Origin of the sequence: Aminobacter ciceronei, assembly GCF_014138625.1 — a bacterium.
GTDB classification, from domain to species: Bacteria; Pseudomonadota; Alphaproteobacteria; order Rhizobiales; family Rhizobiaceae; genus Aminobacter; species Aminobacter ciceronei.
In genome coordinates, this window is record NZ_JACJHY010000010.1 from 127,294 (window position 1) to 150,399 (window position 23,106).

The 23,106-nt window shown below is 62.9% G+C and carries 18 protein-coding genes; 6 read left to right on the forward strand and 12 right to left on the reverse strand.

Features of this window, described 5'->3' with window-relative positions; all coding sequences use genetic code 11:
- Window positions 1-30: 30 nt before the first annotated feature.
- From HNQ95_RS12535 to pcsA, 5 genes are all read right to left on the reverse strand, one after another.
- A complete protein-coding gene (locus tag HNQ95_RS12535; RefSeq protein WP_182574187.1) occupies window positions 31-945 on the reverse strand; it encodes an ABC transporter permease in 915 nt (304 codons plus the stop codon).
- The gene (locus tag HNQ95_RS12540) at window positions 938-2,038 is read right to left on the reverse strand and encodes an ABC transporter permease (protein ID WP_182574188.1); all 1,101 of its coding nucleotides are present in this window, start codon (window positions 2,036-2,038) and stop codon (window positions 938-940) included. The genes HNQ95_RS12535 and HNQ95_RS12540 overlap by 8 nt, the downstream gene beginning before the upstream one ends.
- Window positions 2,038-3,615, reverse strand: a complete 1,578-nt coding sequence (locus HNQ95_RS12545; RefSeq protein WP_182574189.1) for an ABC transporter ATP-binding protein — start codon at window positions 3,613-3,615, stop codon at window positions 2,038-2,040. Before HNQ95_RS12545 ends, HNQ95_RS12540 begins: the two co-directional genes overlap by 1 nt.
- 101 nt (window positions 3,616-3,716) lie before the next feature.
- Window positions 3,717-4,694, reverse strand: coding sequence for a quinone oxidoreductase family protein (locus HNQ95_RS12550; RefSeq protein ID WP_067962189.1), 978 nt, complete (start codon window positions 4,692-4,694; stop codon window positions 3,717-3,719).
- Between the two features lie 4 nt (window positions 4,695-4,698).
- Window positions 4,699-5,439, reverse strand: coding sequence for a phosphatidylcholine synthase (gene pcsA, locus HNQ95_RS12555; protein WP_067962191.1), 741 nt, complete (start codon window positions 5,437-5,439; stop codon window positions 4,699-4,701).
- A 392-nt stretch (window positions 5,440-5,831) separates the two neighbouring features.
- On the opposite strand from pcsA, the gene HNQ95_RS12560 reads away from it, so the two are divergent.
- Window positions 5,832-7,055: a UbiH/UbiF family hydroxylase gene (locus HNQ95_RS12560; protein ID WP_067962192.1), complete on the forward strand. Its 1,224-nt coding sequence runs from the start codon at window positions 5,832-5,834 to the stop codon at window positions 7,053-7,055.
- Between the two features lie 2 nt (window positions 7,056-7,057).
- On the opposite strand, the gene HNQ95_RS12565 is transcribed toward HNQ95_RS12560, so the two are convergent.
- A complete protein-coding gene (locus tag HNQ95_RS12565) occupies window positions 7,058-8,020 on the reverse strand; it encodes an AEC family transporter (protein ID WP_067962193.1) in 963 nt (320 codons plus the stop codon).
- A gap of 267 nt (window positions 8,021-8,287) precedes the next feature.
- On the opposite strand from HNQ95_RS12565, the gene hspQ reads away from it, so the two are divergent.
- Window positions 8,288-8,611: a heat shock protein HspQ gene (gene hspQ, locus HNQ95_RS12570; protein WP_067962194.1), complete on the forward strand. Its 324-nt coding sequence runs from the start codon at window positions 8,288-8,290 to the stop codon at window positions 8,609-8,611.
- 75 nt (window positions 8,612-8,686) lie between these two features.
- Here the strand turns inward: hspQ and HNQ95_RS12575 are convergent, their stop codons facing one another.
- Window positions 8,687-9,313, reverse strand: a complete 627-nt coding sequence (locus HNQ95_RS12575) for an invasion associated locus B family protein (RefSeq protein ID WP_067966575.1) — start codon at window positions 9,311-9,313, stop codon at window positions 8,687-8,689.
- 233 nt (window positions 9,314-9,546) lie between these two features.
- Here HNQ95_RS12575 and HNQ95_RS12580 point away from each other — a divergent pair, with 233 nt between their 5' ends.
- The 3 genes from HNQ95_RS12580 to HNQ95_RS12590 all read left to right on the forward strand — a co-directional run bounded on the left by HNQ95_RS12580 (window position 9,547) and on the right by HNQ95_RS12590 (window position 12,842).
- Window positions 9,547-11,367, forward strand: a complete 1,821-nt coding sequence (locus HNQ95_RS12580) for an extracellular solute-binding protein (protein WP_067962196.1) — start codon at window positions 9,547-9,549, stop codon at window positions 11,365-11,367.
- 28 nt (window positions 11,368-11,395) lie between these two features.
- Window positions 11,396-12,073: a DsbA family oxidoreductase gene (locus HNQ95_RS12585; RefSeq protein WP_067962198.1), complete on the forward strand. Its 678-nt coding sequence runs from the start codon at window positions 11,396-11,398 to the stop codon at window positions 12,071-12,073.
- A 328-nt stretch (window positions 12,074-12,401) separates the two neighbouring features.
- Entirely contained in the window at window positions 12,402-12,842 is a 441-nt protein-coding gene (locus HNQ95_RS12590) for a GNAT family N-acetyltransferase (protein ID WP_312874160.1), read from the forward strand.
- Between the two features lie 68 nt (window positions 12,843-12,910).
- Here the strand turns inward: HNQ95_RS12590 and mfd are convergent, their stop codons facing one another.
- Both mfd and HNQ95_RS12600 read right to left on the reverse strand, forming a co-directional pair.
- Entirely contained in the window at window positions 12,911-16,411 is a 3,501-nt protein-coding gene (gene mfd, locus HNQ95_RS12595; protein WP_182574190.1) for a transcription-repair coupling factor, read from the reverse strand.
- Window positions 16,412-16,419: 8 nt separating this feature from the next.
- Window positions 16,420-16,707 (reverse strand): FAD assembly factor SdhE, encoded by a 288-nt coding sequence (locus tag HNQ95_RS12600; protein ID WP_182574191.1) that lies wholly within the window; start codon window positions 16,705-16,707, stop codon window positions 16,420-16,422.
- A gap of 92 nt (window positions 16,708-16,799) precedes the next feature.
- On the opposite strand from HNQ95_RS12600, the gene recG reads away from it, so the two are divergent.
- Window positions 16,800-18,908, forward strand: coding sequence for an ATP-dependent DNA helicase RecG (gene recG, locus HNQ95_RS12605; RefSeq protein ID WP_182574192.1), 2,109 nt, complete (start codon window positions 16,800-16,802; stop codon window positions 18,906-18,908).
- On the opposite strand, the gene HNQ95_RS12610 is transcribed toward recG, so the two are convergent.
- The 3 genes from HNQ95_RS12610 to glmU all read right to left on the reverse strand — a co-directional run bounded on the left by HNQ95_RS12610 (window position 18,860) and on the right by glmU (window position 23,037).
- Window positions 18,860-19,615 (reverse strand): DUF502 domain-containing protein, encoded by a 756-nt coding sequence (locus HNQ95_RS12610; RefSeq protein WP_182574193.1) that lies wholly within the window; start codon window positions 19,613-19,615, stop codon window positions 18,860-18,862. The two genes, recG and HNQ95_RS12610, sit on opposite strands and share 49 nt — an antisense overlap.
- An 84-nt stretch (window positions 19,616-19,699) precedes the next feature.
- Entirely contained in the window at window positions 19,700-21,523 is a 1,824-nt protein-coding gene (gene glmS, locus HNQ95_RS12615; RefSeq protein WP_067962207.1) for a glutamine--fructose-6-phosphate transaminase (isomerizing), read from the reverse strand.
- 146 nt (window positions 21,524-21,669) lie between these two features.
- Entirely contained in the window at window positions 21,670-23,037 is a 1,368-nt protein-coding gene (glmU, locus tag HNQ95_RS12620; protein WP_182574194.1) for a bifunctional UDP-N-acetylglucosamine diphosphorylase/glucosamine-1-phosphate N-acetyltransferase GlmU, read from the reverse strand.
- Window positions 23,038-23,106 lie beyond the last annotated feature (69 nt).

Sequence of the window (23,106 nt, forward strand, 5' to 3'; positions counted from 1 at the left end):
CGGAACGACTTCCGAATCGTCGCCATGATCTTAGCGATCTGGCACAAACGGCCGCCCCAATGAAGCCGGAGTGTTCACCATCGTGAGCCGCCTGTTGCGCGAAATGAGCACAAGCACCACGACGGTTGCCAGATAGGGTAGCGAAGAGAGCAGTTGCGACGGCACGCCGACACCCAGGGCCTGGGCATGCAACTGGCCGATCGAGACCGCTCCGAAGAGATAGGCGCCCGCAAGCACGCGCCACGGCCGCCAGGACGCGAACACCACCAGCGCCAAGGCAATCCAGCCCCGGCCGGCGGTCATGTTTTCGATCCACTGCGGCGTGTAGATGAGGGACAGGTAGGCGCCGGCGAGTCCCGCACAGGCGCCGCCGAACATGACCGCGAGATAGCGGATGCCGATGACCTTGATGCCAAGCGCGTGCGCCGAGGTGTGGTTGTCGCCGATCGACCGCAGCGTCAGGCCGGCGCGCGAGCGAAACAGGAACCAGGCGACGCCCGCCGTCAGCAGAATCGACACGTAAAAGAGCGGATCCTGACCGAAGAACAGCCTGCCGATATAGGGAACATCGGTGAGATAGGGGATGTGGAGATAGCTCATCTTGATGCCCGGCAGGCCGACGAAACCTTCGCCGAGCATACCTGAGAGACCGAGCCCGAGCAGCGTCAGGGCCAGGCCGGTCGCCACCTGGTTGGTCACCAGTGTCAATGTCAGGAAACCGAACAGCAGTGAAAACAGCATGCCGACGATGATCGCGGCAACAACGCCGAGCCAGGGAGAGCCGGTAGTCAGCGCAACGCCGAAACCGGTCACCGCGCCCATCACCATCATGCCCTCGACGCCGAGATTGAGCACGCCGGAGCGCTCGACCACCACTTCGCCGACGGCTGCGATCAAGAGCGGGGTTGCCGCCGTCGCAATCGTTATCAGGATATCTTCAAACATTTTGCCTGGCCTCCACGGTCTTTGCAGCGGAGGCGCCGACAAAGCGGATGCGATAGAGAATGAGCGTGTCGCAGGCGAGCACGAAGAACAGCAGCATACCCTGGAAGGCACGCACCACCTTGTCCGACACGCCGATCGAGATCTGCGCTGCCTCGCCGCCGAGATAGGACAGCGCCAGCACCAGACCCGCGGCGATGATGCCGAGCGGGTTCAGGCGTCCGAGGAAGGCGACGATGATCGCGGCAAAGCCGTAACCGGGTGAAATCGTCGGCCTGAGCTGGCCGATAGCGCCCGAGACTTCGGAAATGCCGGCAAGGCCGGCGAGCCCGCCCGACACCAGGAAGGCAAAGAACACCATGCGCGACTGTGAGAAGCCTGCGAACTTGCCGGCGCGCGGGCTTTGCCCAAGCACCTGCACCTCGAAACCTCGAAGCGTTCGCGACAGCATGAACCACAGCGCAACCGCCGCGACGATGGCAAAGACAAAACCCCAGTTGGCACGGCCGGATGCCGACCAGATCTCGGGCAGCACGGCACTCGGACTGAAGGTGCGCGTCTCCGGAAAGTTCATGCCCGCCGGGTTGCGCCAAGGGCCGCGGACCATCCAGTCGAGGAACAGCTGTGCGACGTAGACCAGCATCAGGCTGGTGAGGATCTCGTTGGTGTTGAAGCGCACCTTGAGATAGGCCGGAATAGCGCCATAGGCGGCACCGCCGGCGACACCCATCAACAGCATCAGCGGCAGCACGATCCACGACTGGAAATCGGGGAACATGACCGGCAGGATCGAGCCTGTGATGGCGCCGATGATGAACTGGCCCTCGGCGCCGATGTTCCAGTTGTTGGAGAGGTAGCAGATCGACAGACCAACCGCGATCAGGATCAGCGGTGCAGCCTTGACCGCCAGCTCATGCAGCGACCAGACCTCACGCAGCGGATCGATGAAGTAATAATAGAGCGCTTCGACCGGGCTCTTGCCGAGCAGCGAGAACATGATCGCGCCGGCGATCAGCGTCAGCCCGAGCGCGATGAAGGGTGAAAGTGCCGCGAACAACTTGGAGCGTTCGGGACGCTTGACGAGTTCGATACGCATCACGCCACCTCCTTCGCAGGGTCGAGGTGACCTGGTTCGGCGCCGCCCATCAACAGCCCGATACGTTCTAGCGTGGCCTCCGCGATCGGGATCGGCTTGGACAGCTCGCCATTGTGCATGACAGCGATGGCATCGGAGATTTCAAACAGCTCGTCGAGATCCTGGCTGATCACCAGCACCGCCGAACCATTGCGGGCGAGTTCGATCAGTGCCTGGCGGATGCGCGCCGCAGCACCGGCATCGACGCCCCAGGTCGGCTGGTTGACCACCATCACCGACGGATTGCGATCGAGCTCGCGGCCGATGATGAATTTCTGCAGGTTGCCGCCTGAAAGGGCTGCGGCCTCCGGATCGGGCGCGCTCTTGCGCACGTCCATCACCTCGATGATGCGCTGTGCCGCCTTCTGGATAGCACCAGACTTGACCATTCCGCCGGTACCGACAAACGCCTTGCCGTCCGTGCTGTGGCGCGACAGCAAGAGATTGTCAGACAGCCGCAGGCGCGGCGCGGCACCATGACCGAGGCGCTCCTCCGGGACAAAAGCCGCCCCCAGCAGACGCCGCGCCGAAATGCCCATGCGCCCGGCCGACTTGCCGCGAATGCGGACGGCGTCTGCGCTTTCCTGCAGCGCCTCGCCCGAAATCGCCTCGAACAGTTCTCCCTGGCCGTTGCCCGCGACACCGGCAATGCCGATGACCTCACCGCCGGCGACGCTCAGCCAGATGTTCTTGAGCGGCATCGAGAACGGCCCGGCTGGCTTGCGGCTCATGCCGCAGATGCTGAGCAGTTCCTCGCCACGCACCGATGCCGTGGTGCGCTCGGCGTTCTTGACCTCGGTGCCGACCATCATGCGAGCCAGCGAGGACGGTGTTTCGACCCGGGGATTGCAGTGGCCCACAACCTTGCCGTGCCGCATGATCGTGGCGCTGTCGCAAAGCCGGCGGACTTCATCGAGCCGGTGTGAGATGTAGAGGATCGACTTGCCCTCGGCGCGCAGGCGCTCCAGCGTCTCGAACAGCTTGTCGGCTTCCTGTGGCGTCAGCACCGAAGTCGGCTCGTCGAGAATGATCAGGTCTGGTGTCTGCAGCAGGCAGCGGATGATCTCGATGCGCTGGCGCTCACCGACCGAGAGATCACCGACAAGCGAGTCCGGATCAAGCGGCAGGCCGTAGCTGTAGGACAGCGCACGCGCTTTGGCAGCAATGGTGCTGATCGGCGTGTCGTCGGCCAGCGACAGCGCGATGTTCTCGGCGGCCGTCAGCGCCTCGAACAGCGAAAAATGCTGGAAAACCATGCCGATGCCGAGTTTCTTGGCGACGCCTGGGCTGGTGATCCTGACAGGCTGTCCGTTCCAGGCAATTTCGCCGGCATTGGGCTCGAGCGAGCCGAACAGCATCTTAACCAGTGTCGACTTGCCGGCGCCGTTTTCACCGAGCAGGGCATGGATTTCGCCCTTGGCGATGGTCAAGTCGACCTGGTCGCACGCCTTCAACGTGCCGAATACCTTCGTCAGGCCGCGAACCTCAAGCAGGTTCCGACCATTGGCTAAAGGGGTTGTGTCCACAACGCCTCCCATGTCAGTTCTTTTTTATGTTCCCGGGAGCATGGTAGGCGCGTCCTGCTCCCGGCGCAAAGCATGTCAGAAGTTGAAAGAGCTTCAAGAATTCCAGCGAAAACTCAAGGGATAAGAACCGTCGTCCCCGTCGTCTTGCGGCCTTCCAAATCGGCATGAGCCTGTGCCACGTCGCGTAGCGCATAACGCTGGTTGATCCTGATCTCGACGGCGCCGCTCAGCACCACATCGAACAATGCGTCAGCCGACCTTACCATATCTTCGCGCAGCGCATTGTAGACAAACAGCGTCGGCCGGGTGGCAAACAGCGAGCCCTTCTGGGCCAGGAGCGAAATGCTGAACGGCGGGATCGGTCCCGAGGACTGGCCGAAGCTGACGAATGTGCCGAGCGGCCTGAGGCAGTCGAGCGAGCCGGGAAAGGTGTCGTTGCCGACGGAATCGTAGACGACGTCGCATTTCTTGCCGCCGGTGATGGCAGCCACCTCGGCGACGAAATCCTGGCTGCGATAGTTGATGACGTGGTCGAAGCCATGCGCCATGGCAAGCTCGCCCTTGTCGTCCGAGCCTACAGTGCCGATGACTGTCGCACCGAGGTGCTTTGCCCACTGGCCGAGGATCAGGCCGACGCCGCCAGCGGCCGCGTGGTAAAGAACCGTATCGCCGGCCTTCACTTTGAAGGTACGCAGCAGCAGGTATTCGGCGGTCATGCCCTTCAGCATCATCGCCGCCGCCTGCTCGTCGCTGATGCCGTCGGGCAGCTTGACCAGCTTGTCGGCGGCAATCACGCGCTGCTCGCAATAGGCGCCCGTCGGAATGGAATAGGCGACGCGGTCGCCGACAGAAAGCCAGTTCACGCCCTCGCCGAGTTCGAGCACCACGCCGGCCGCTTCGCCGCCAGGCGTCACCGGCATGCCAGCGGGCGCAGGATAAAGCCCCGTGCGGAAATAGACGTCGATGAAGTTCAGGCCGATCGCGGTATGGCGGATGAGCGCTTGGCCGGGCCCCGGTCGGGCGACCTCTACCTCTTCATAGACAAGCGCTTCGGGGCCGCCGTGGGCGTGAACGCGTATGGCTTTGGGCACGTCGTCAGTCTTTCTCTGTCTCGATTGCCGGCTCGCCGCCGAGTTTGGGGAAAAATTGCATAACGCCACCGATGAAGAACAGGTAGATGCCGCTGATGGCGATGCCGATCTTGACCCATTCGCTGGCATCCATGGCCTGCCACAGCGCGACACCGCCAAACGCGCACCAGATCAGCGTCATCGGCAGGTTGATGTTGCGAAGCCTGACGACCCGCACCGGATGCAGGAAGTTCATCGGAACGAAGGTCAGTATGCCGGCGATGACCACCACTGCGAACGACACCCATTGCCCCGGCTCGATGACGAACAGCGTGAACACCACCATGTTCCACACCACCGGGAAGCCCTTGAAGAAGTTCTCCTTCGTCTTCATCCCGGTGTCGGCATAATAGATCGCGCTCGACACCACGATGATCGCGCCCGACAGAAACGACAGCCCCTCTCCCATGAAGCCGCTCTGGTAGAGCGCGAAGGCAGGGATCAGGACGTAGGTGACGTAATCAATGATGTTGTCGAGCAGTTCGCCCGACCATGTCGGCAGGATCTCCTTGACCTCGAGCTTGCGCGCGATCGGCCCGTCGATACCGTCGACGAAAAGAGCGAGCCCCAGCCACCAGAACATCGCCGTCCAGCGCTCCTCACTCGCCGCAACCAGCGACAGGAAGGCAAGGAACGAACCCGATGCGGTGAGAAGATGGACCGAAAAGGCCCGCGCCTGCGGCCATGTGACTTTCTTAGGCTTCACGTTTCCCGCCAATCATTGTGCAGAATTGAGCCGAGTGGATGAACATGACCGAGCATATGGAGCAAATCTGTTGCGGCATGATTGCACGAATTCTCTAGTCATCGTGCCTCCTGTTTGCCACCGGTAGTCTCCCTTGCCATTCCGGCACTTAATAGCAGCGTCGCTTTCCAGACAAGACGAAAGCCAAACCGAAAATGCCTTGTCACGGCGCCAACACTGCTTCATCCACTTCGGCGTGATGAGCCGGCAAGTTATCAGGCTGGCTGAAATTGCGCCGGGATCGACTGTTGCGACCGAATGGGATGAATCGCCGCGTTGATCAATGGCTTAGGCCTGCAATATACCGGGAAAACCAAGGTGCTGAGACAGCACTGGAACAGCATGGGCTGCCGATGAGCGTCGACACGAGAATTCTGGTGGCAGGCACCGGACCCGTGGGGTTGATATCAGCCCTCGCCTTTGCCAAGGCCGGCTTCAGCGTCGTGCTTGCCGGACCGCCGGCCCGGACCGACGATGGCCGCACCACAGCTCTGATGGTCCCGGCGCTGAAGTTCCTGGCCACGCTCGGCATGCTCGATTCGCTCGAGCCAGATGCTGCTCCCCTCAAGGTGATGCGCATCATCGACGGCACGTCGCGGCTGATCCGCAGTCCGATGGTCACCTTCCGCGCCGGCGAGATCGGCGAAGAGCATTTTGGGCTGAACTTCCAGAACCGCGTCTTCAATGCAGTCCTGGAAAAGGCGGTCGAAGCCCATTCGGGAATCGAGTGGCGCCGCGCCATGGTCGACAACTGGACCCTTGAGCCCGGCAAGGTGATTGCCACACTATCGGACGGCACGTTGGTTGAAGCGCCATTGGCGGTTGCCGCCGATGGCAGGAATTCACCGGCCCGCCAGGCCGCCGGCATTTCGGCCTCAGCGCAGTCGCTGCCACAGGCCGCTCTGGTGCTGAATTTCGTCCACAGTCGTGACCACGCCTTCACCTCGACCGAATTCCACACCGAAACCGGGCCATTCACCCAAGTGCCGCTACCCGGCCGCCGCTCAAGCCTCGTCTGGGTGCTCAGACCCGAAACCGCCAAGGAATTCGCCAGCGTCGGCGACGATGCGCTGTCGCAACGTGTCGAGCAGCAGATGCAGTCGATGCTCGGCCGCGTCACGATCGAGGGCGGACGCCAGATATACCCTTTGTCGACATCCTTGCCGCGGCGCTTCGCCCAGAACCGCATCGCCCTGGTCGGCGAAGCAGCGCATGTGTTTCCGCCGATCGGCGCGCAAGGGCTCAATCTCGGCATCAGGGATATCGACCAACTCGTTGAAACGGCAGCCAAACATCGCGACGATTCCGGGGCTCCAGAAGCGCTGGCAGCCTATGATGCCGCACGGCGTCCCGACATTGTTGCCCGCACCAGCGCGGTGAACCTGCTCAACAGGTCGCTGTTGTCCGACATGCTGCCGGCGCAGCTGGCGCGCAGCGCCGGCCTCAACGTTCTCGGCGTCTTCTCGCCACTCCGTGCCTTCTTCATGCGCGAAGGCCTGCGCCCGGGTAGCGGCTTTTCCTCGGCCGTCGCCGGGCTTCGTTCGCCGCGCCGCGGCGGCGATGCTGCCACCGACTGAGCTTAAGGAAAGAGATCCGGCGGCAAAATGCCGTGCTGGATCGCGTAAAGCAGCCCGGTCACCGTCAAGACAGACAGACAGGTGGTGACCAGCACGCTGGCCGAAGCCCGCTCAACCCAGACGCCATATTGCTGGGCGATGACGAAGACATTGGTCGCCGTCGGCAATGCCGCCATGAGCATGGCCGAGAACAGCCAGACCGGCTCGAAATTGCCAACCCAGCTCAGCACGACGTAGCACAGCAGCGGATGCAGGATCAGCTTGAGCAGCGCGATCGGCACCATCTCATGCGGCACCCGCTTCAACGGCCGCAAGGCCAGCGTCACGCCCATGGCAAACAATGCGCAGGGTGCTGCCGCCCGCGACAGATATTCAAGGAAGCGTTCGACAGGCAGGGGCGGCCGGAATTCGACATAGGCCGCGAGCACGCCGATCGCCGTTGCAACGATGAACGGATGAAAGGCGATCTTCTTGACCACGTCCAGAGCAACGCTCATCGGCGAGCGCGGCTCGTCGCCGGCCAGCGCCATCATCATTGGTGCTACGGTGAAATGCATGATGTTTTCGAAACAGAAGATCAGTGCGACTGGAACCGCCGCCTCCTCGCCGAAGGCCAGCAGCGCCAGACCTGGGCCCATGTAGCCGATATTGCCATAGGCCGACGCCAGCCCCTTGATCGTCGATTCGGCGATCTCGCCGCGCCCTCGGATGCAGGAGGCCGTAAACATCAGCATGAAGATGACGAAGGTCGAGAACACCGCGCCTGATATGTAGCCCCATTCGGTCAGCCGCTCGAACGGCGTCTTGGCCAGCAGCTGGAAAAACAGCGCCGGCAGGGCGACATAAACGATGAAGGTCGTCATCCAGCCGAGCGCTTCCAGCGGCTGCCGGGTGATCCGGGCAACGACGAAACCCATGAAGATCAGCCCGAAAAAGGGCAAGACCAGACCGATCACCTCAGACATCGGCGCTTTCCCGCTTCTCGTGCTGGAAAAGGCGCGTTCGCCGCCTGGCGGGCAACGGATGCGCGATGGAGCATTGCTACCAGCCGGTATCGTGCCGCCGGACCGGCCGTCAAGCCGCTATGCCATTGAAATGGCTGCCTTGCTGCGCCAAATAGGAACTTGGAAGGGCGCGATTGGCAGGGCCAGTAGGTCTTATCGACCTCGAACGTGTCCTAAGCGATTGAAAGCGCGTGTGAATTGGCAACTCTTACGCGGTGCAGGTGATCCATGAAGACGGCAAAATTCTCGATCGGACAGGTGGTGCGCCACCGGGTCTTCCCGTTCCGGGGCGTGATCTTCGATGTCGACCCCGAATTCGCCAACACCGAGGAGTGGTACGACGCGATCCCCGCCGCCGTGCGCCCGCGGCGTGACCAGCCCTTCTATCACCTCCTCGCAGAGAATGCGGAGACCGAATACGTCGCCTATGTCTCCGAGCAAAACCTGCTCGAGGACAGCTCCGGCGAGCCGGTGCGGCATCCGCAGGTCGGTGAGTTTTTCGACAAGACAGCGGACGGTCACTACGCCCCCAAGGCGCGTAGCAGCCACTAGACGCAACCAGTTGATATGCAACAAAAAAGCGGGGCCTAAACCCCGCTTTTTTTCAGTTCAGTACGGTCAGGTCGATCAGTTGGCCGTCTTGGCCTTGTCCTGTTCTTCCTTGAGCTTCTTGGCGAAGTCCTCGTTGTTCTTCGACACGAACTCCTGGAGCTTCTTCTGGCGGTCTTCCAGGTCCGACTGCTTCAGCGGCTCGCCATCGAAGGCGCCGGTGAATCCCGACAGCGAAACCTTGATCGGGTTCGGCTGGTTCTGGAAGTTGATCGAGGTCAGGGTCAGGTCGGTGCCCTTCTTGAACGAGCCGACGAGCGCGTCGGTCAGGGCGATCTCGGCCACGCAGCGGTCCGGGAAGCAGATCACGTATTCCAGCTTCTGGGCCTTGGCGCCATCGACCTGCAGGCCGATTCCCGGAGGGATGAGGCGGCCGCTCGGCACGGTGACCTGGAACACCTTGCGGTTGACCTTGCCCTTGAGCTCGATCATCGAGATGCCGGTGACCAGCTGGCCGTTGCTCGCGGTCAGGATGTTCTGCACGTTGCAGATATCGACGTCAGCCTGCTTGGAACAGGCCTTGAACCAGCCCTGCGGCACCTGCTGCTGCTGCGCAGCGGCCGGCGCGAGGCCCGACGCCAGCAGACCGGCAACGCCAGCCGCCAAGGCCGACAGGCGGAGACCGTCGAATTTCTGGCTCGTCATCTTCATGAATTCCTCTCAAACAATCCCGGAACCGGCCCTAGCCGTGTGTCGACGCTACCTGTTGGGCAAATGAGGCAACAGCATGACTTCGCCGCGCGTGTTACACTGCCGCGAGCCGCGAATCCAGCCTGTTTCCATGCATTTCTTGTGCCTTGAGCCAGCATGGACGGGCCACATACGCCTGCGCTACGCTTCGAATCATCAAAGCTTCCCCGAATTCGTGGAGAATCGTCGTGAGACGCACTCTTTCGCTGCTGGTTGCCACCGCCGCCATCACAACTCTGGCGCCGCGCGCCGCTCTGGCCGAGCCCGTTCATGGCCTTTCCATGCATGGCACCCCTGCCCTGCCCGCCGATTTCAAGAACTTTCCCTACGCCAATCCCGACGCCCCCAAGGGCGGCAAGATCACCTACTGCGTCATCGGCAGCTTCGACAATCTCAACCCGTTCATCATCAAGAGCCTGCGCACCACCGCGCGCGGCATGATAGATACGATCTACGGCAATCTCGTCTTCGAATCGCTGATGCAGCGCAGTGCCGACGAGGCCTTCAGCATCTATGGCCTGACTGCCAAGTCGGTCAACATCGACCCCGAGCGCAAATGGATCGAGTTCCACCTCGACCCCAACGCCAAGTGGTCGGACGGCCAGCAGATCACGCCCGACGATGTCATCTTCACCTATGAGGTCTTCACCGAAAAGGGACGCCCGCCCTACAGCGACCGCATGGCCAAGATCGAGAAGATCGAAAAGACCGGGGACAACAGCGTCCGCTTCAACTTCAATGACAAGGCCGACCGCGAATTCCCACTGATCATCGCGCTGACGCCGATCGTGCCCAAACACGCCTTCTCCAAGGACACGTTCGACCAGACCACACTGAAACCGCTCGTCGGCAGCGGCCCTTATACGGTTGCCGAAGTGAAGCCCGGCGAGCGCATCGTCTTCAAGCGCAATCCCGAATATTGGGCACGCGACATCCCGTCCAAGCGCGGCTTCGATAATTACGACCAGATCACCATCGAGTATTTCCTCAACGCCGCTGCCCAGTTTGAGGCGTTCAAGAAGGGCATCTGCGACACCTTCACCGAGGCCGATCCGGTCAAGCGCGCACGTGGCTTCGATTTCCCTGCCTTCAAGAACGGCGACATCGTCGCCGAGACCTTCAAGAGCGGCCTTCCGCCTGTCGTCACCGGCTTCATGTTCAACACCCGGCTGGCGAAATTCGCCAACCCTGAGGTTCGCCAGGCGCTCGGCATGCTTTACGACTTCGAATGGGCCAACCGAAACCTGTTCGCCGGCAAGTATGAGCGCACCGTCAGCTATTGGCAGGGTTCGGAGCTTTCCGCCTTTGGCGTGCCGGCCAACGACAAGGAAAAGGCGCTGCTGGCGCCCTTCCCCGATGCGGTGCGCCCCGACATCATGGATGGCACATGGCGCCCACCTGTCACCGACGGCTCCGGTCAGGACCGCAAGGTGATGAAACAGGCATTCGAGCTGTTCAAGGCCGCCGGCTACACCTTGCAGGGCGGCAAGATGCTCGATGCACAAGGCGCGCCCTTCGCCTTCGAGATCCTGACTTCGTCCGAGGCCGAGCAGCGGCTTGCCGCGCTTTACCAGCGCACGCTGGAAAAGCTCGGTATCGCGGTCACCATCCGCGCGCTCGAAGCCGACCAGATTCAGTCACGCAAGCAGGCTTTCGAATTCGACGCGCTGATCGGCGTCACAGGCTTCACCGGGACCCTGTCGCCGGGCATCGAACAGATCGGGCGCTGGGGCTCGTCGTCGGCCCAGAAGCCTGGCTCATTCAATCTTGCCGGCGTTTCCAGCCCCGCCGTCGACGCAATGATCGACGCCATGCTCAAGGCGCGCGAGAAGGAAGATTTCGTGGCTGCGGTGCGTGCCCTCGACCGTCTCTTGATCTCCGGCAATTACATGGTGCCGTTCCAACACAACTCCGAGCAGTGGATCGCATTTGCGAAGAGACTAAAACATCCGGAAAAAACACCCATATTTGGCTATCAGTTGCCGGTCTGGTGGAGTCAGGGCGGTTAATCGAACTGCTTGAGCTAAGGACTTTTCCATGTCTGAACAGAACCGGATCACCATCGACGTCGTCTCGGATGTTGTCTGCCCGTGGTGTTTTCTTGGCATGAAGCGCCTCGAAAACGCCCTTGCCAGCCTGCCCGACATCAAGGCCGAGGTGCATTGGCGCCCGTTCCAGCTCGACCCGACGATCCCGCCCGAGGGCAAGGAACGCAAGGCCTACATGCTGGCGAAATTCTCGGACGAGAACCGGTTGAAACAGGTCCACGCCAATCTGGTCTCGCTGGGTGCTGTCGAAGGCATCTCGTTCGACTTTGACGCCATCACGGTTGCGCCGAACACGCTCGATGCCCACCGCCTCATCCGCTGGGCAGCGGCTTCGGGAGACGGCGTGCAGGACAAGCTCGCGCGTTTGCTGTTCAGCCTCTATTTCGAGCAGGGCAAGAACATTGGTGACCACGCCGTGCTGGTCGAAGCAGCGCGTGAAGCCGGCATGGATACGGCGGTCGTTGAATCGCTGCTCGCCACCGACGCCGACCGCGACGACGTCACCAACGAGATCGTCACCGCCTCGCGCATGGGGATCACAGGCGTGCCCTGCTTCCTGCTCGACGGCAAATACGCGGTCATGGGCGCCCAGGACTCGGCCACCCTTGCCGATGCCATTCGGCAAGTGGCAGCCGAAAAGGCTGCCGGCGAGCCGACGCTCAACTAAGCCCGCCCGGCCGCTGCGCCGGTCGGTGTGATACAATGTATCCAAAGCCCCCTTCGCTTCGGCGATCGGGGCTTTTTTGGTGTTGGCGATAAGCAGTGCAAGCGATGGAGCGTCAGTGCCCATTGGGGCCGACATCGGGGATCAATGGCTTCATGGACGCCACGGCATGGAGCGGCCAAGGGCCTTGTGTGAATTCGCGACGACGCGTGAGCATGACATCCCTCGCCTGCTCAGGCCACTCTTGGCCAGAAACAGCAATTGGACTACGCAAGTAACCCCGATCGTTCGAGGCAATTTCCGCAATGAAAGACATAACTCCCGGCCCTACGTGGCCGAAGACTTTGCCGCCTGTCTGGCGATATTCGACAGCAACGTGCCGACCTTCTTTGCACCGGAAGAGCGCGCGGACATTTGCCAATTTCTGGAAAGCATCGCTACCGAAGGTTGGCCCTATCTGGTGCTCACACGCAGTGGGTCGGACATCGCCTGTGGCGGGCTGGCAGTCGAGCCAGAACGCAAGCGCGCCAGCTTGGCATGGGGAATGGTCGACAGGGTGTTTCACGGACAGGGTCTGGGGACCAGATTGACGCAGGCCAGATTGGCGCAGGCACGCGCTATCCCTGGCATCGCAGAACGGATCCTGGAAACCAGCCAACACACCCATGGCTTCTATGAGAAGTTCGGCTTCACCGCCTCGAGAGTCACGCCCGATGGTTTCGAGCCAGGGTTGGACCGCTGGAACATGACGTTGCGCCTTACGGACACCTGATCCAATCCAGCGGCTGCTCCGGCATCGCGCCCCTGCGATGCCGGTCCCTATCCCATGCGCACGGCATCTCAAGCCGCCTGTTCGACCAACTTCGCCAGTTGCGTCATGATGACGGCCGAGCCGGCCAGGCGCTTTTCAGGGTTCGGCCAGTCGCGGGCGAACACCACCGAGTGATCCGGCCTGATCTTGGCCAGCGAACCCTGCTCGGCGATGTAGCGCACCAGACCCGCCGGATTGGCAAACTCCTTCTTGCGGAACTGCACCACCACGCCCTTCGGCCCGGCATCCAGCTTTTCAACATTGGCCTTGCGGCACAAAGCCTTGATGAAGACGATCTTGAGCAGGTGCTTGACCTCCTCCGGCAACGGCCCGAAGCGGTCGATGAGCTCGGCGCCAAAACCGTCGATCTCCTCGGTGTTTTCGAGATCGCCAAGTCGACGGTAGAGCGCCAGTCTGAGCTGCAGGTCGGGCACATAGCCTTCCGGGATCATGACAGCCGTGCCGACAGCGATCAGCGGCGACCAGCCGGTGTCGATCGCCTCACCGCTGCCGCGCAGCTCGGCCACTGCCTCTTCCAGCATCTGCTGGTAGAGCTCGAAGCCGACTTCCTTGATGTGGCCCGACTGCTCCTCGCCGAGGAGGTTGCCGGCGCCACGGATGTCGAGGTCGTGGCTGGCGAGCTGGAAGCCGGCGCCCAGAGTATCGAGCGACTGCAGCACCTTGAGCCTGCGGTCGGCGGTGGCAGTCAGCGTCCGGTTGGCGGGCAGCGTGAACAACGCATAGGCGCGCACCTTAGAGCGCCCGACGCGCCCACGCAGCTGATAGAGCTGCGCCAAGCCGAACATGTCGGCGCGGTGCACGATCAGCGTGTTTGCGGTCGGAATGTCTAGGCCCGATTCGACGATGGTCGTCGACAGCAGCACGTCGTACTGGCCGTCATAGAAGGCGTTCATGATGTCGTCGAGCTCGCCTGGCGGCATCTGGCCATGCGCCACCGCCACCTTCAATTCAGGCACCGATTCCTGCAGGAACTGATGAATTTCGGCGAGATCGGCGATGCGCGGCACGACATAGAAGCTGTGGCCGCCGCGATAGCGCTCGCGCAGCAGCGTCTCGCGGATGACCAATGGGTCGAAGGGCGAGATGAAGCTGCGCACCGCCATGCGGTCGACCGGCGGCGTGGCGATCAGCGACAACTCGCGCACACCGGTCAGCGCCAGCTGCAGCGTGCGCGGGATCGGCGTCGCCGACAGCGTCAGCACGTGCACGTCGCTCTTCAGCTCCTTGAGCCGCTCCTTGTGCTTGACGCCGAAATGCTGCTCCTCGTCGATGATCAGCAGGCCGAGGTTCTTGAACTGTATCGACGAGCCGAGCAGTGCATGTGTGCCGACGACGATGTCGACAGTACCGTCTGATATGCCTTGCTTGGTCTCGGCAAGTTCCTTGCTGCCGACGAGCCTGGAGGCCTGCCGCACCTTGACCGGCAGGCCGGCGAAACGCTGCGAGAAGGTCTTGAAATGTTGGCGCGACAACAAGGTCGTCGGCACCACGACCGCCACCTGGAAACCTTCCATGGCGGCAATAAAGGCCGCGCGGAGGGCAACCTCGGTTTTTCCAAAGCCGACGTCGCCGCAGATCAGGCGGTCCATCGGCTTGCCGGCACCCAGGTCCTCCATCACTGAATCGATGGCGCTCTGCTGGTCGTCGGTCTCCTCATAGGGGAACCGCGCCGCGAATTCGCCATAGACGCCATCAGGCGGGTTCATCGCGGGTGCTTCGCGCATATGCCGTTCGGCGGCAAGCTTGATCAGTTGCCCGGCCATCTCCAGCAGGCGCCGCTTGAGCTTGGCCTTGCGCGACTGCCAGGCGCCGCCGCCGAGCTTGTCGAGCTGGGCCTCGGCTGAGTCCGAGCCATAGCGCGACAGAAGCTCGATGTTTTCGACCGGCAGGAACAGCCGGCCGTCCGAGGCGTAGTGGATTTCGAGGCAGTCATGTGGCGCACCGGCCGCCTCGATTGTCTTGAGGCCGACAAAGCGGCCGATGCCGTGGTCGGCGTGGACGACGATGTCGCCCGACGACAGCGACGCTGCCTCGGCGATGAAGTCGGCAGCGCGCTTGCGCTTCTTCGAGCGCCGGATCAGCCGGTCGCCGAGAATGTCTTGCTCGGCAACGACGACGAGGTCACCTGACTCGAAGCCGGCCTCGATCGGCAGCACCGCGAGGCCCGCTTCGCCCGGCTTCAGCGCCTCGACCTCGGCCATGTTCGCCACACGCTTGAGGTTGCCGAGCTCGTGCTCGTCGAGGATCTGCGTCAGCCGGTCGAGCGAGCCTTCGGTCCAGCCGGCGACAACGACGCGGCGCTTGGCCGCCCGCTGGTCGGCGATGTGCCGGGCCACCACGTCGAAGACGTTGGCGTTCGGGTCGGCGCGCTCCTCGGCAAAGCTGCGGCCGGCATGCGAACCGGCATGCAGCACCTTGCGTCCGCTCGAAAACGGCGTGTCGAACGGCGTAAGCTCAGCATTGACCTGGTCGGCGAGCGCGGTGAACACCTCTTCGGGCGACAGATACATCTGATCTGGCGCCACAGGCTTGTAGGGCACGGCATCTTTGAGCCCCTTGCCCTCGCCCTGCTTGCGGCGGGCCTCGTAGTGATCAAGGATCAGCGCATGGCGCTCGCCCAAAGCCTCGCGCGCCAGATGGTCGAACACCACAGGCGCGTCGGGCAGGTAGTCAAAGATCGTTTCGAGATGCGAGTAATAGAACGGCAGCCAGTGCTCCATGCCGGCAAAGCGCCTGCCTTCGCTGACCGCGGCGTACAGAGCATCGTCGCGCGACGGCGCGCCAAAGGCGTCGATGTAACTGCGGCGGAACTTGCTGATCGTTTCCGGCGTCAGCGCCACCTCGCTCATCGCCTGCAGTACCACCTGATTGCGGCTGCCCGTCGTGCGCTGGCTGGCGACGTCGAAGGCACGGATCGTCTCCAGCGTGTCACCGAAGAAGTCGAGGCGCAGCGCATCCGCGGCACCCGGCGCATATAGGTCGAGGATGCCGCCACGCACGGCGAATTCACCGACGCCGCGCACCGTCGGCACGCGCTCGAAGCCAGCCCGTTCGAGCCGCGCCACCAGTTGGTTCATCTCGACCTGGTTGCCCGGCTTGGCGGGGAATTCCTGCGCTTCGAGCGCAGCCGACGGCGGCATGCGCTGCAGAAGCGCATTGGCCGTCGTCAGCACGATCGCCCGATGCGGCTCTTTCCTCAATGCGATTATCGCCGCCAGCGCATCGAGCCGGCGCGCTGCCGTATCCGACCCCGGCGACACGCGGTCGTAGGGCAGGCAGTCCCAGGCCGGCAGTTCGAGCACCGGCAGGTCGGGCGCGACGAAAGCCAGCGCTTCGACGATCTGCGGCAGCCGCTGTCCGTCGCGCGCGACAAACAGCAGCGGCTTGTCAGGCGCCGTCTCGGCGGCGGCGATGGCGAGCGCGAAGGCCTCATAGCCGTCGGCGACGCCGTCGACGATGAACTGTCCGGCGCGACCCTTGGGCAGGCCGATTGCTTTGGTCAGGCTCATGATTTCACTCAGGCTGTGAACGCGCCGCGCGACGCCACGATCTGGCGATAGACGTCATGGTCGACAGCTTCAGGCACAGGGTGCTCGCCGATGATCCAGGACAGCAACTCCTTGTCGGTGATGTCGAGCAGCACCTCGTAGAGGTCGAGCTCCGCATCGCTCAGCCTGTCGATATTGGCGTCGGCGAAACTGCCGAGGATCAGGTCCATCTCGCGCATGCCGCGATGCCAGGAGCGGAACAAAAGCTTGCGCCTGCGCGTATCAAGCCCTTCGCTCGAGCGTGTCGATCCGGTCATGTCAGCAATCCTCTGATGTCGAGGCGCATATAGCGTGGATAGCCGGCCATGTCAGCCTTTGCCCGGGCTGCAGCAGCGCATAAGCTGACACGATGCGTCCATCCCTTCTCGATCCCCTGTTCTCCCCCATCACTTCGCTCACCGGCATCGGACCTAAGGTTGCCGTGCTGATCGAAAAGGTCGTGCCTGCCGATCTCGGCGACCGGTCCGCCCGCGTCGGCGACCTCGCTTTCATATTGCCCAACAGCGTCATCGACCGCCGCAACCGACCTGGTATCGCGCTCGCCGCGGAAGGTGCCATCGTCACGCTGGAGGTCCGCATCGACCGCCACCAGCCGGCGCCGCGCGGCAACCGCTCGGCGCCCTACCGCGTCTTTGCGCATGACGACACAGGTGAGATCACGCTGACCTTCTTCCATGCGCATGCCGCCTATCTCGAAAAGGCGATGCCCGAGGGCGAGAAAGTCATCGTCTCGGGCCGCATGGAGTGGTTCAACGGCCGCCCCTCGATGGTTCATCCTGACCACATCGCGCTTGCCAGCGAGGCCGACAAGCTGCCGCTGGTCGAACCTGTCTATCCGCTGACGGCGGGCCTGTCGGCCAAGGTGCTGCGCCGCGCCATCGGCCAGTCGCTCGAACGGGTGCCTGAGGTGCCTGAGTGGCTCGACGCCGATGTCATACGCCGGCAGAGTTTTCCCGCTTTCGCGGCGTCGCTGCAACGCGTCCACAATCCTGCTGATCCGATCGACGCCTCGCCCGAAAATGCCGCCTGGCGCCGCCTCGCCTATGACGAGTTGCTTGCCGGCCAGGTGTCGCTCGCCCTCGTCCGCGCCCGCGTGCGCAAGCTGCATGGCCGGCCACTGACTGGCGACGGCCGCCTCGTCAACGCACTCCGCGCGGCACTGCCTTATCAACTGACCGGCTCGCAACAGGCCGCCCTGGAAGAGATCGATGCCGACCTCGCCAAACCCGAACGCATGCTGCGCCTGCTTCAGGGCGACGTCGGCTCGGGCAAGACGGTGGTCGCACTTCTGGCCATGGCTCGAGCCGTCGAGGCGGGAGGCCAGGCGGCACTGATGGCGCCGACGGAAATCCTTGCCCGCCAGCATCTGGCGACAATCGCGCCCTTGGCCGAACGAGTCGGCATGCACGTGGCGATCCTGACCGGCCGCGAAAAGGGCCGCGACCGCGCCCAGACGCTGGCGGGGCTCGAAAGCGGCGAGATCGACATCGTAATCGGCACCCACGCCTTGTTCCAGGATACAGTCACCTTCCGCGACATGGCGCTGGCCGTCATCGATGAGCAGCACCGCTTCGGCGTGCACCAGCGCCTTGCCATGAACGCCAAGGGCCAGGCGCCCGACATGCTGGTCATGACCGCGACGCCGATCCCACGCACGCTGGTGCTCACCGCCTTCGGCGACATGGATGTGTCGCGCCTGACCGAAAAGCCGGCCGGCCGACAGCCGATCCGCACTGTCACCATGCCGCTCGAGCGCTTGGAGGAACTCGTCGGCCGCATGCGCGACGCCGTCGCCGAAGGCCAGAAGGTCTATTGGATCTGCCCGCTGGTCGAGGAATCCGAAGAGATCAAGCTGATGTCTGCCGAGGATCGTTTCGCCTCGCTGCAGCCGGTCTTCGGCCAACGTATCGGCCTCGTTCATGGCCGGATGAAGGGCGCGGAGAAGGACGAGGCCATGCGCGCCTTCAAGGAGGGCGAAACGCGTGTGCTGATCGCCACCACCGTCATCGAGGTCGGCGTCGACGTGCCCGACGCCACCATCATCGTCATCGAGCACGCCGAGCGCTTCGGCCTCGCCCAGTTGCACCAGCTGCGCGGTCGCGTCGGCCGCGGTTCGAAACCATCTTCCTGCGTGCTGCTCTACAAGGATCCGCTTGGCGAAACAGCCAAGCGCCGGCTGTCGGTCATGCGTGAAACCGAGGACGGCTTCCTCATCGCAGAGGAAGACCTCAAACTGCGCGGCGAAGGCGAATTGCTGGGCACGCGCCAGTCCGGCACGCCGGGCTTCCAGATCGCGCGCATCGAAGCGCACGCCGACCTCCTGGAGATCGCCCGCGACGACGCGCGCCTGATCCTTGCTCGTGATCCAGAGCTCGTGTCGCCACACGGGGAAGCGTTGCGCCTGCTGCTTTACGTGTTCGGCAGGGACGAGGCCGTGCGCTTGCTGAGGGCCGGCTGAGGCAGCGCGCCGGCAGAAGGGTTGCCGATGGGCCCTTCGATCGCCTTGCTCTTGGCTGCTGCGCCCGGCGCCGGTTCTGGCACCACAAGGCCAGCCGAGACGATCAGCTTGGCGCCGTCCTCGATGCTCATGTCGAGCAGCACGACCTCGGAGCGATGCACATACATCAGGAATCCCGTGGTCGGATTGGGCGTGCACGGCATGAACACCGCAATCAGCGGGTCGCCTTCCTTGTCGAGCTTGTCATTGATCTCCGTCCGCTTTTCATTGCCGACAAAAACGATCGACCAGACACCCTTGCGCGGATATTCGACCATGCCGACGGTCCGGAACATGTCGCTCTTATTCGACAGCGCGGTCTCGAACAGCTGCTTCAGCGTCTTGTACAGGCCGCGCACCAGCGGGGTCCTGTTCAGGAGCCGCTCGCCGAATCCGACGATGGCGCGTCCGATGAAGTTGGCCGTCAGGAAACCGATCAGCGTGATCATCACCAGGGCGACGATCAGGCCGAAACCCGGCACCCGAATCGACAGATAGGTATCGGGATTGTAGCTCGCCGGAATATACGGCTTTACCCAGGAGTCGGCCCAGCCGATGAACGACCAGACGATATAGATGGTCAGCACCAGCGGCGCGCAGACGATGAAACCGGTGAGGAAATAGTTCCTCAGCCGCGTCATCCCAGAAGTCTTGTGGCCATCCGACATCGTTCACCGCCGCACCGTTTGCAGCGCAACATTAGTCAAGCGCGCGACGCTTTGGAACACAGATCTTGGTAGGGGGTGTCGGCCCTACTCCACTGTCACCGACTTTGCCAGGTTGCGCGGCTGGTCGACGTCGGTGCCCATGAACACGGCCGTGAAATAGGCCAGCATCTGGATCGGCAGGGCATAGATGATCGGCGCGATGAACTCCGGCACGTCGGGCAACACGATGGTCTCGAGTGTCTTCACCGTCGCCTGCGCGGCACCCTTCTGGTCGGTGATCAGGATGATCTTGCCGCCGCGGGCCGCCACTTCCTGCATGTTCGACACGGTCTTTTCAAAGATGCGGTCATGTGGAGCGATGACGATGACAGGCATGTTCTCATCGATCAGTGCGATCGGGCCGTGCTTGAGCTCGCCGGCGGCATAACCCTCGGCATGAATGTAGGAGATTTCCTTGAGCTTGAGCGCGCCTTCCATGGCGAGCGGGAAATTGGTGTCGCGGCCGAGATAGAGCACGTGCTTGTACGAAGCCAGCTCACGCGAAACCTTCTCTATCTGCTTGTCGAGCTTGAGCACCTGGGCAGCATAGCGCGGCGTCTCCGACAGGCTGCGCACCAGCGCCTTTTCTTCTTCCGCCGTAATCGTCCCGCGTTGCGAGGCGGCCCGTATGGTCAACGCCGCCAGCACCGAAAGTTGGCAGGTGAAGGCCTTGGTCGAGGCAACACCGATCTCGGGGCCGGCAAGCGTCGGCATCACGACGTCGGATTCGCGCGCCATCGTCGATTCGCGTACATTGACGATCGCGCCGATCGGCACGCCTTCCTTACGGCAGTAGCGCAGCGAGGCCAGCGTGTCGGCGGTTTCACCCGACTGCGAGACGAAGAACGCTGCGCTCTTCCTAGAGATCGGCATCTCGCGGTAGCGGAACTCCGAGGCGACATCGATGTCGACCGGCAGCCGTGCGTGGCGCTCGAACCAGTATTTGCCGACGAGCCCGGCAAGATAGGCCGTGCCGCAGGCCGAAACCGCGAGGCGGTCGATGTCGGCGAAGTTGAACGGCAAGTCGAGCGGCTTCGACGTCCCTTGCGTGAAGTCGAGATAGTGCGCCAGCGTGTGCGAGATCACCTCCGGCTGCTCATGGATTTCCTTTTCCATGAAATGGCGGTGATTGCCCTTGTCGACGAGATAGCTTGTGCCGACCGACTGGCGCCGCTGGCGCTCCACCGGCACACGATCCATCGTGTAGATCTGGAATTCGTTGCGGCGCACCACCGCCCAGTCGCCGTCTTCAAGGTAAGTGACCGAGTTGGTGAAGGGCGCAAGCGCAATCGCATCCGAGCCCAAGAACATCTCGCCCTCGCCATGGCCGACAGCCAGCGGTGGCCCATTGCGGGCGCCGACGATCAGGTCCTCGTCGCCCTTGAACATGATGGCGAGCGCGAAGGCGCCGTTGAGGCGCTTCAGCGCCGCATGCGCTGCATCGATAGGCTTGGTGCCGCGCGCCAGTTCACGCGCAATCAGATGCGCCACGACCTCCGTGTCGGTCTGCGACGTGAACTCATAGCCATCGGCCATGAGTTCCTGACGCAGCTCGGCAAAATTCTCGATGATGCCATTGTGGACGATCGCCACGCCGTTGGAAAAATGCGGGTGCGCATTGGTCTCGTTCGGCACGCCGTGCGTTGCCCAGCGCGTATGGCCGATGCCGATATTGCCATCCAGCGGCTCGGCCTTGAGCCGGCGCTCGAGATTGACAAGCTTGCCCTCGGCGCGGCGGCGCGCCAGTTCGCCATTCTCAATCGTGGCGACACCGGCGGAATCATAACCGCGGTATTCCAGCCGCTTCAGCGCATCCACGATCAGCGGCGCAACCGGCGTCTGGCCGACGATACCAACGATTCCGCACATGATTTTGCCCCGTCCAATCCCTCAAAACCCTGTCGGCCTTTTAGGCAGCACAGCAGCCAAGCGGAAGTCACATTCCGTTTCGCAACGTATCAGCCGCCCGACCGGGCAAGAAGGACCATCCATGGCACGGCAGGATTGAAATGCCGTTACTTTGCACCCGCCTTTTTCGCAGCGGCGGCAGAGGCGAAGCGTTCGCGCAATTCCTTGCCCTTGCCCGGCAAGGTCTTCTGGCGCGCCCGACCAAAGGCCAGTGCATCCCCGGGCACTTCCTCTGTTATGACGCTGCCCGAGGCGACATAGGCGCCGGCCCCGATGACAATCGGCGCAACCAGCGACGAGTTCGAGCCGATGAATGCGCCCTCGCCGATATCGGTGAAGAATTTCGAGTAGCCGTCATAATTGCAGGTGATCGTGCCCGCGCCGATGTTGGCGCCGACGCCGACGCGCGCATCGCCGATATAGGTCAGGTGGTTGATCTTGGCGCCCTTCTCGACCGTCGCCTTCTTGACCTCGCAGAAATTGCCGACCTTGGCTTTCTCATGCAGCTCCGCACCCGGGCGCAGCCGGGCATATGGCCCGACCTCGGCACGGGGGCCGACATCGGCGCCTTCGAGATGGCTGAACGCATGGATGACGGCGCCGTCGGCAACCTTCACATCAGGACCGAACCAGACGTTCGGCTCGACCAGCACGTCGGCGCCGATCTCCGTATCATGCGAAAAATAGACGGTTTCGGGCGCAATCAGCGTCGCACCGTCGAGCATGGCCTGCCGGCGGCGGCGCTTTTGCCAGATCGCCTCGGCTTCGGCGAGTTCCGCCCGGTTGTTGATGCCAAGCACGCTTTCGAAGCTCGCCTCGGTGGCAACAACCATGAGACTGGCCTTGTCGGCGATCTCGACGATGTCGGTAAGGTAGAACTCGCCCTTGGCGTTTGAATTGCCGACTTGATCGAGCAGCCTCAGCGCATCCTTGCCCGCAATTGCCATCAGCCCGGCATTGCAGAATCCGATCTTGCGTTCTTCGTCGGTGCAATCCTTGTCCTCGCGAATGGCGACCAGGCGCCCATCCTTCTCCAAAAGGCGGCCATAACCTGCCGGGTTCGGCGGCCGGAAGCCGATGACGACCACGGCAGCCCCCTCGGCAAGCTTCTGACGCGCCAAGGCAAGCGAATCGGCCTCGACCAGCGGCGTGTCGCCGAACATTACCAGAATGTCGTCATGGCCCTTGGCGATCGCCGCCCGTGCCGCCAGCACCGCATGAGCCGTACCCAACCGCTCAGCCTGGACGAATGCATCCGCCTTCGGCGCGAACGCCTCCGCTGCCTTCTTCACCGCGTCGCCGCCATGCCCCACCACCAGCGCGACTGCGTCGGCGCCTGCGCTCTCGGCGGCCCTGGCGACATGCGCCACCATCGGCAGATTGGCAATCTGGTGCAGAACCTTGGGTGTCGCGCTCTTCATCCGAGTGCCCTCGCCGGCGGCAAGGATGATCGACAGGCAGGTTCTCGAGGTCATGGCGTCGTCCGGATTGGCAAGAAGCGGCGGGATTCGCCCGCCTTTCTAGCATTGCTGGCAATCGCCTCC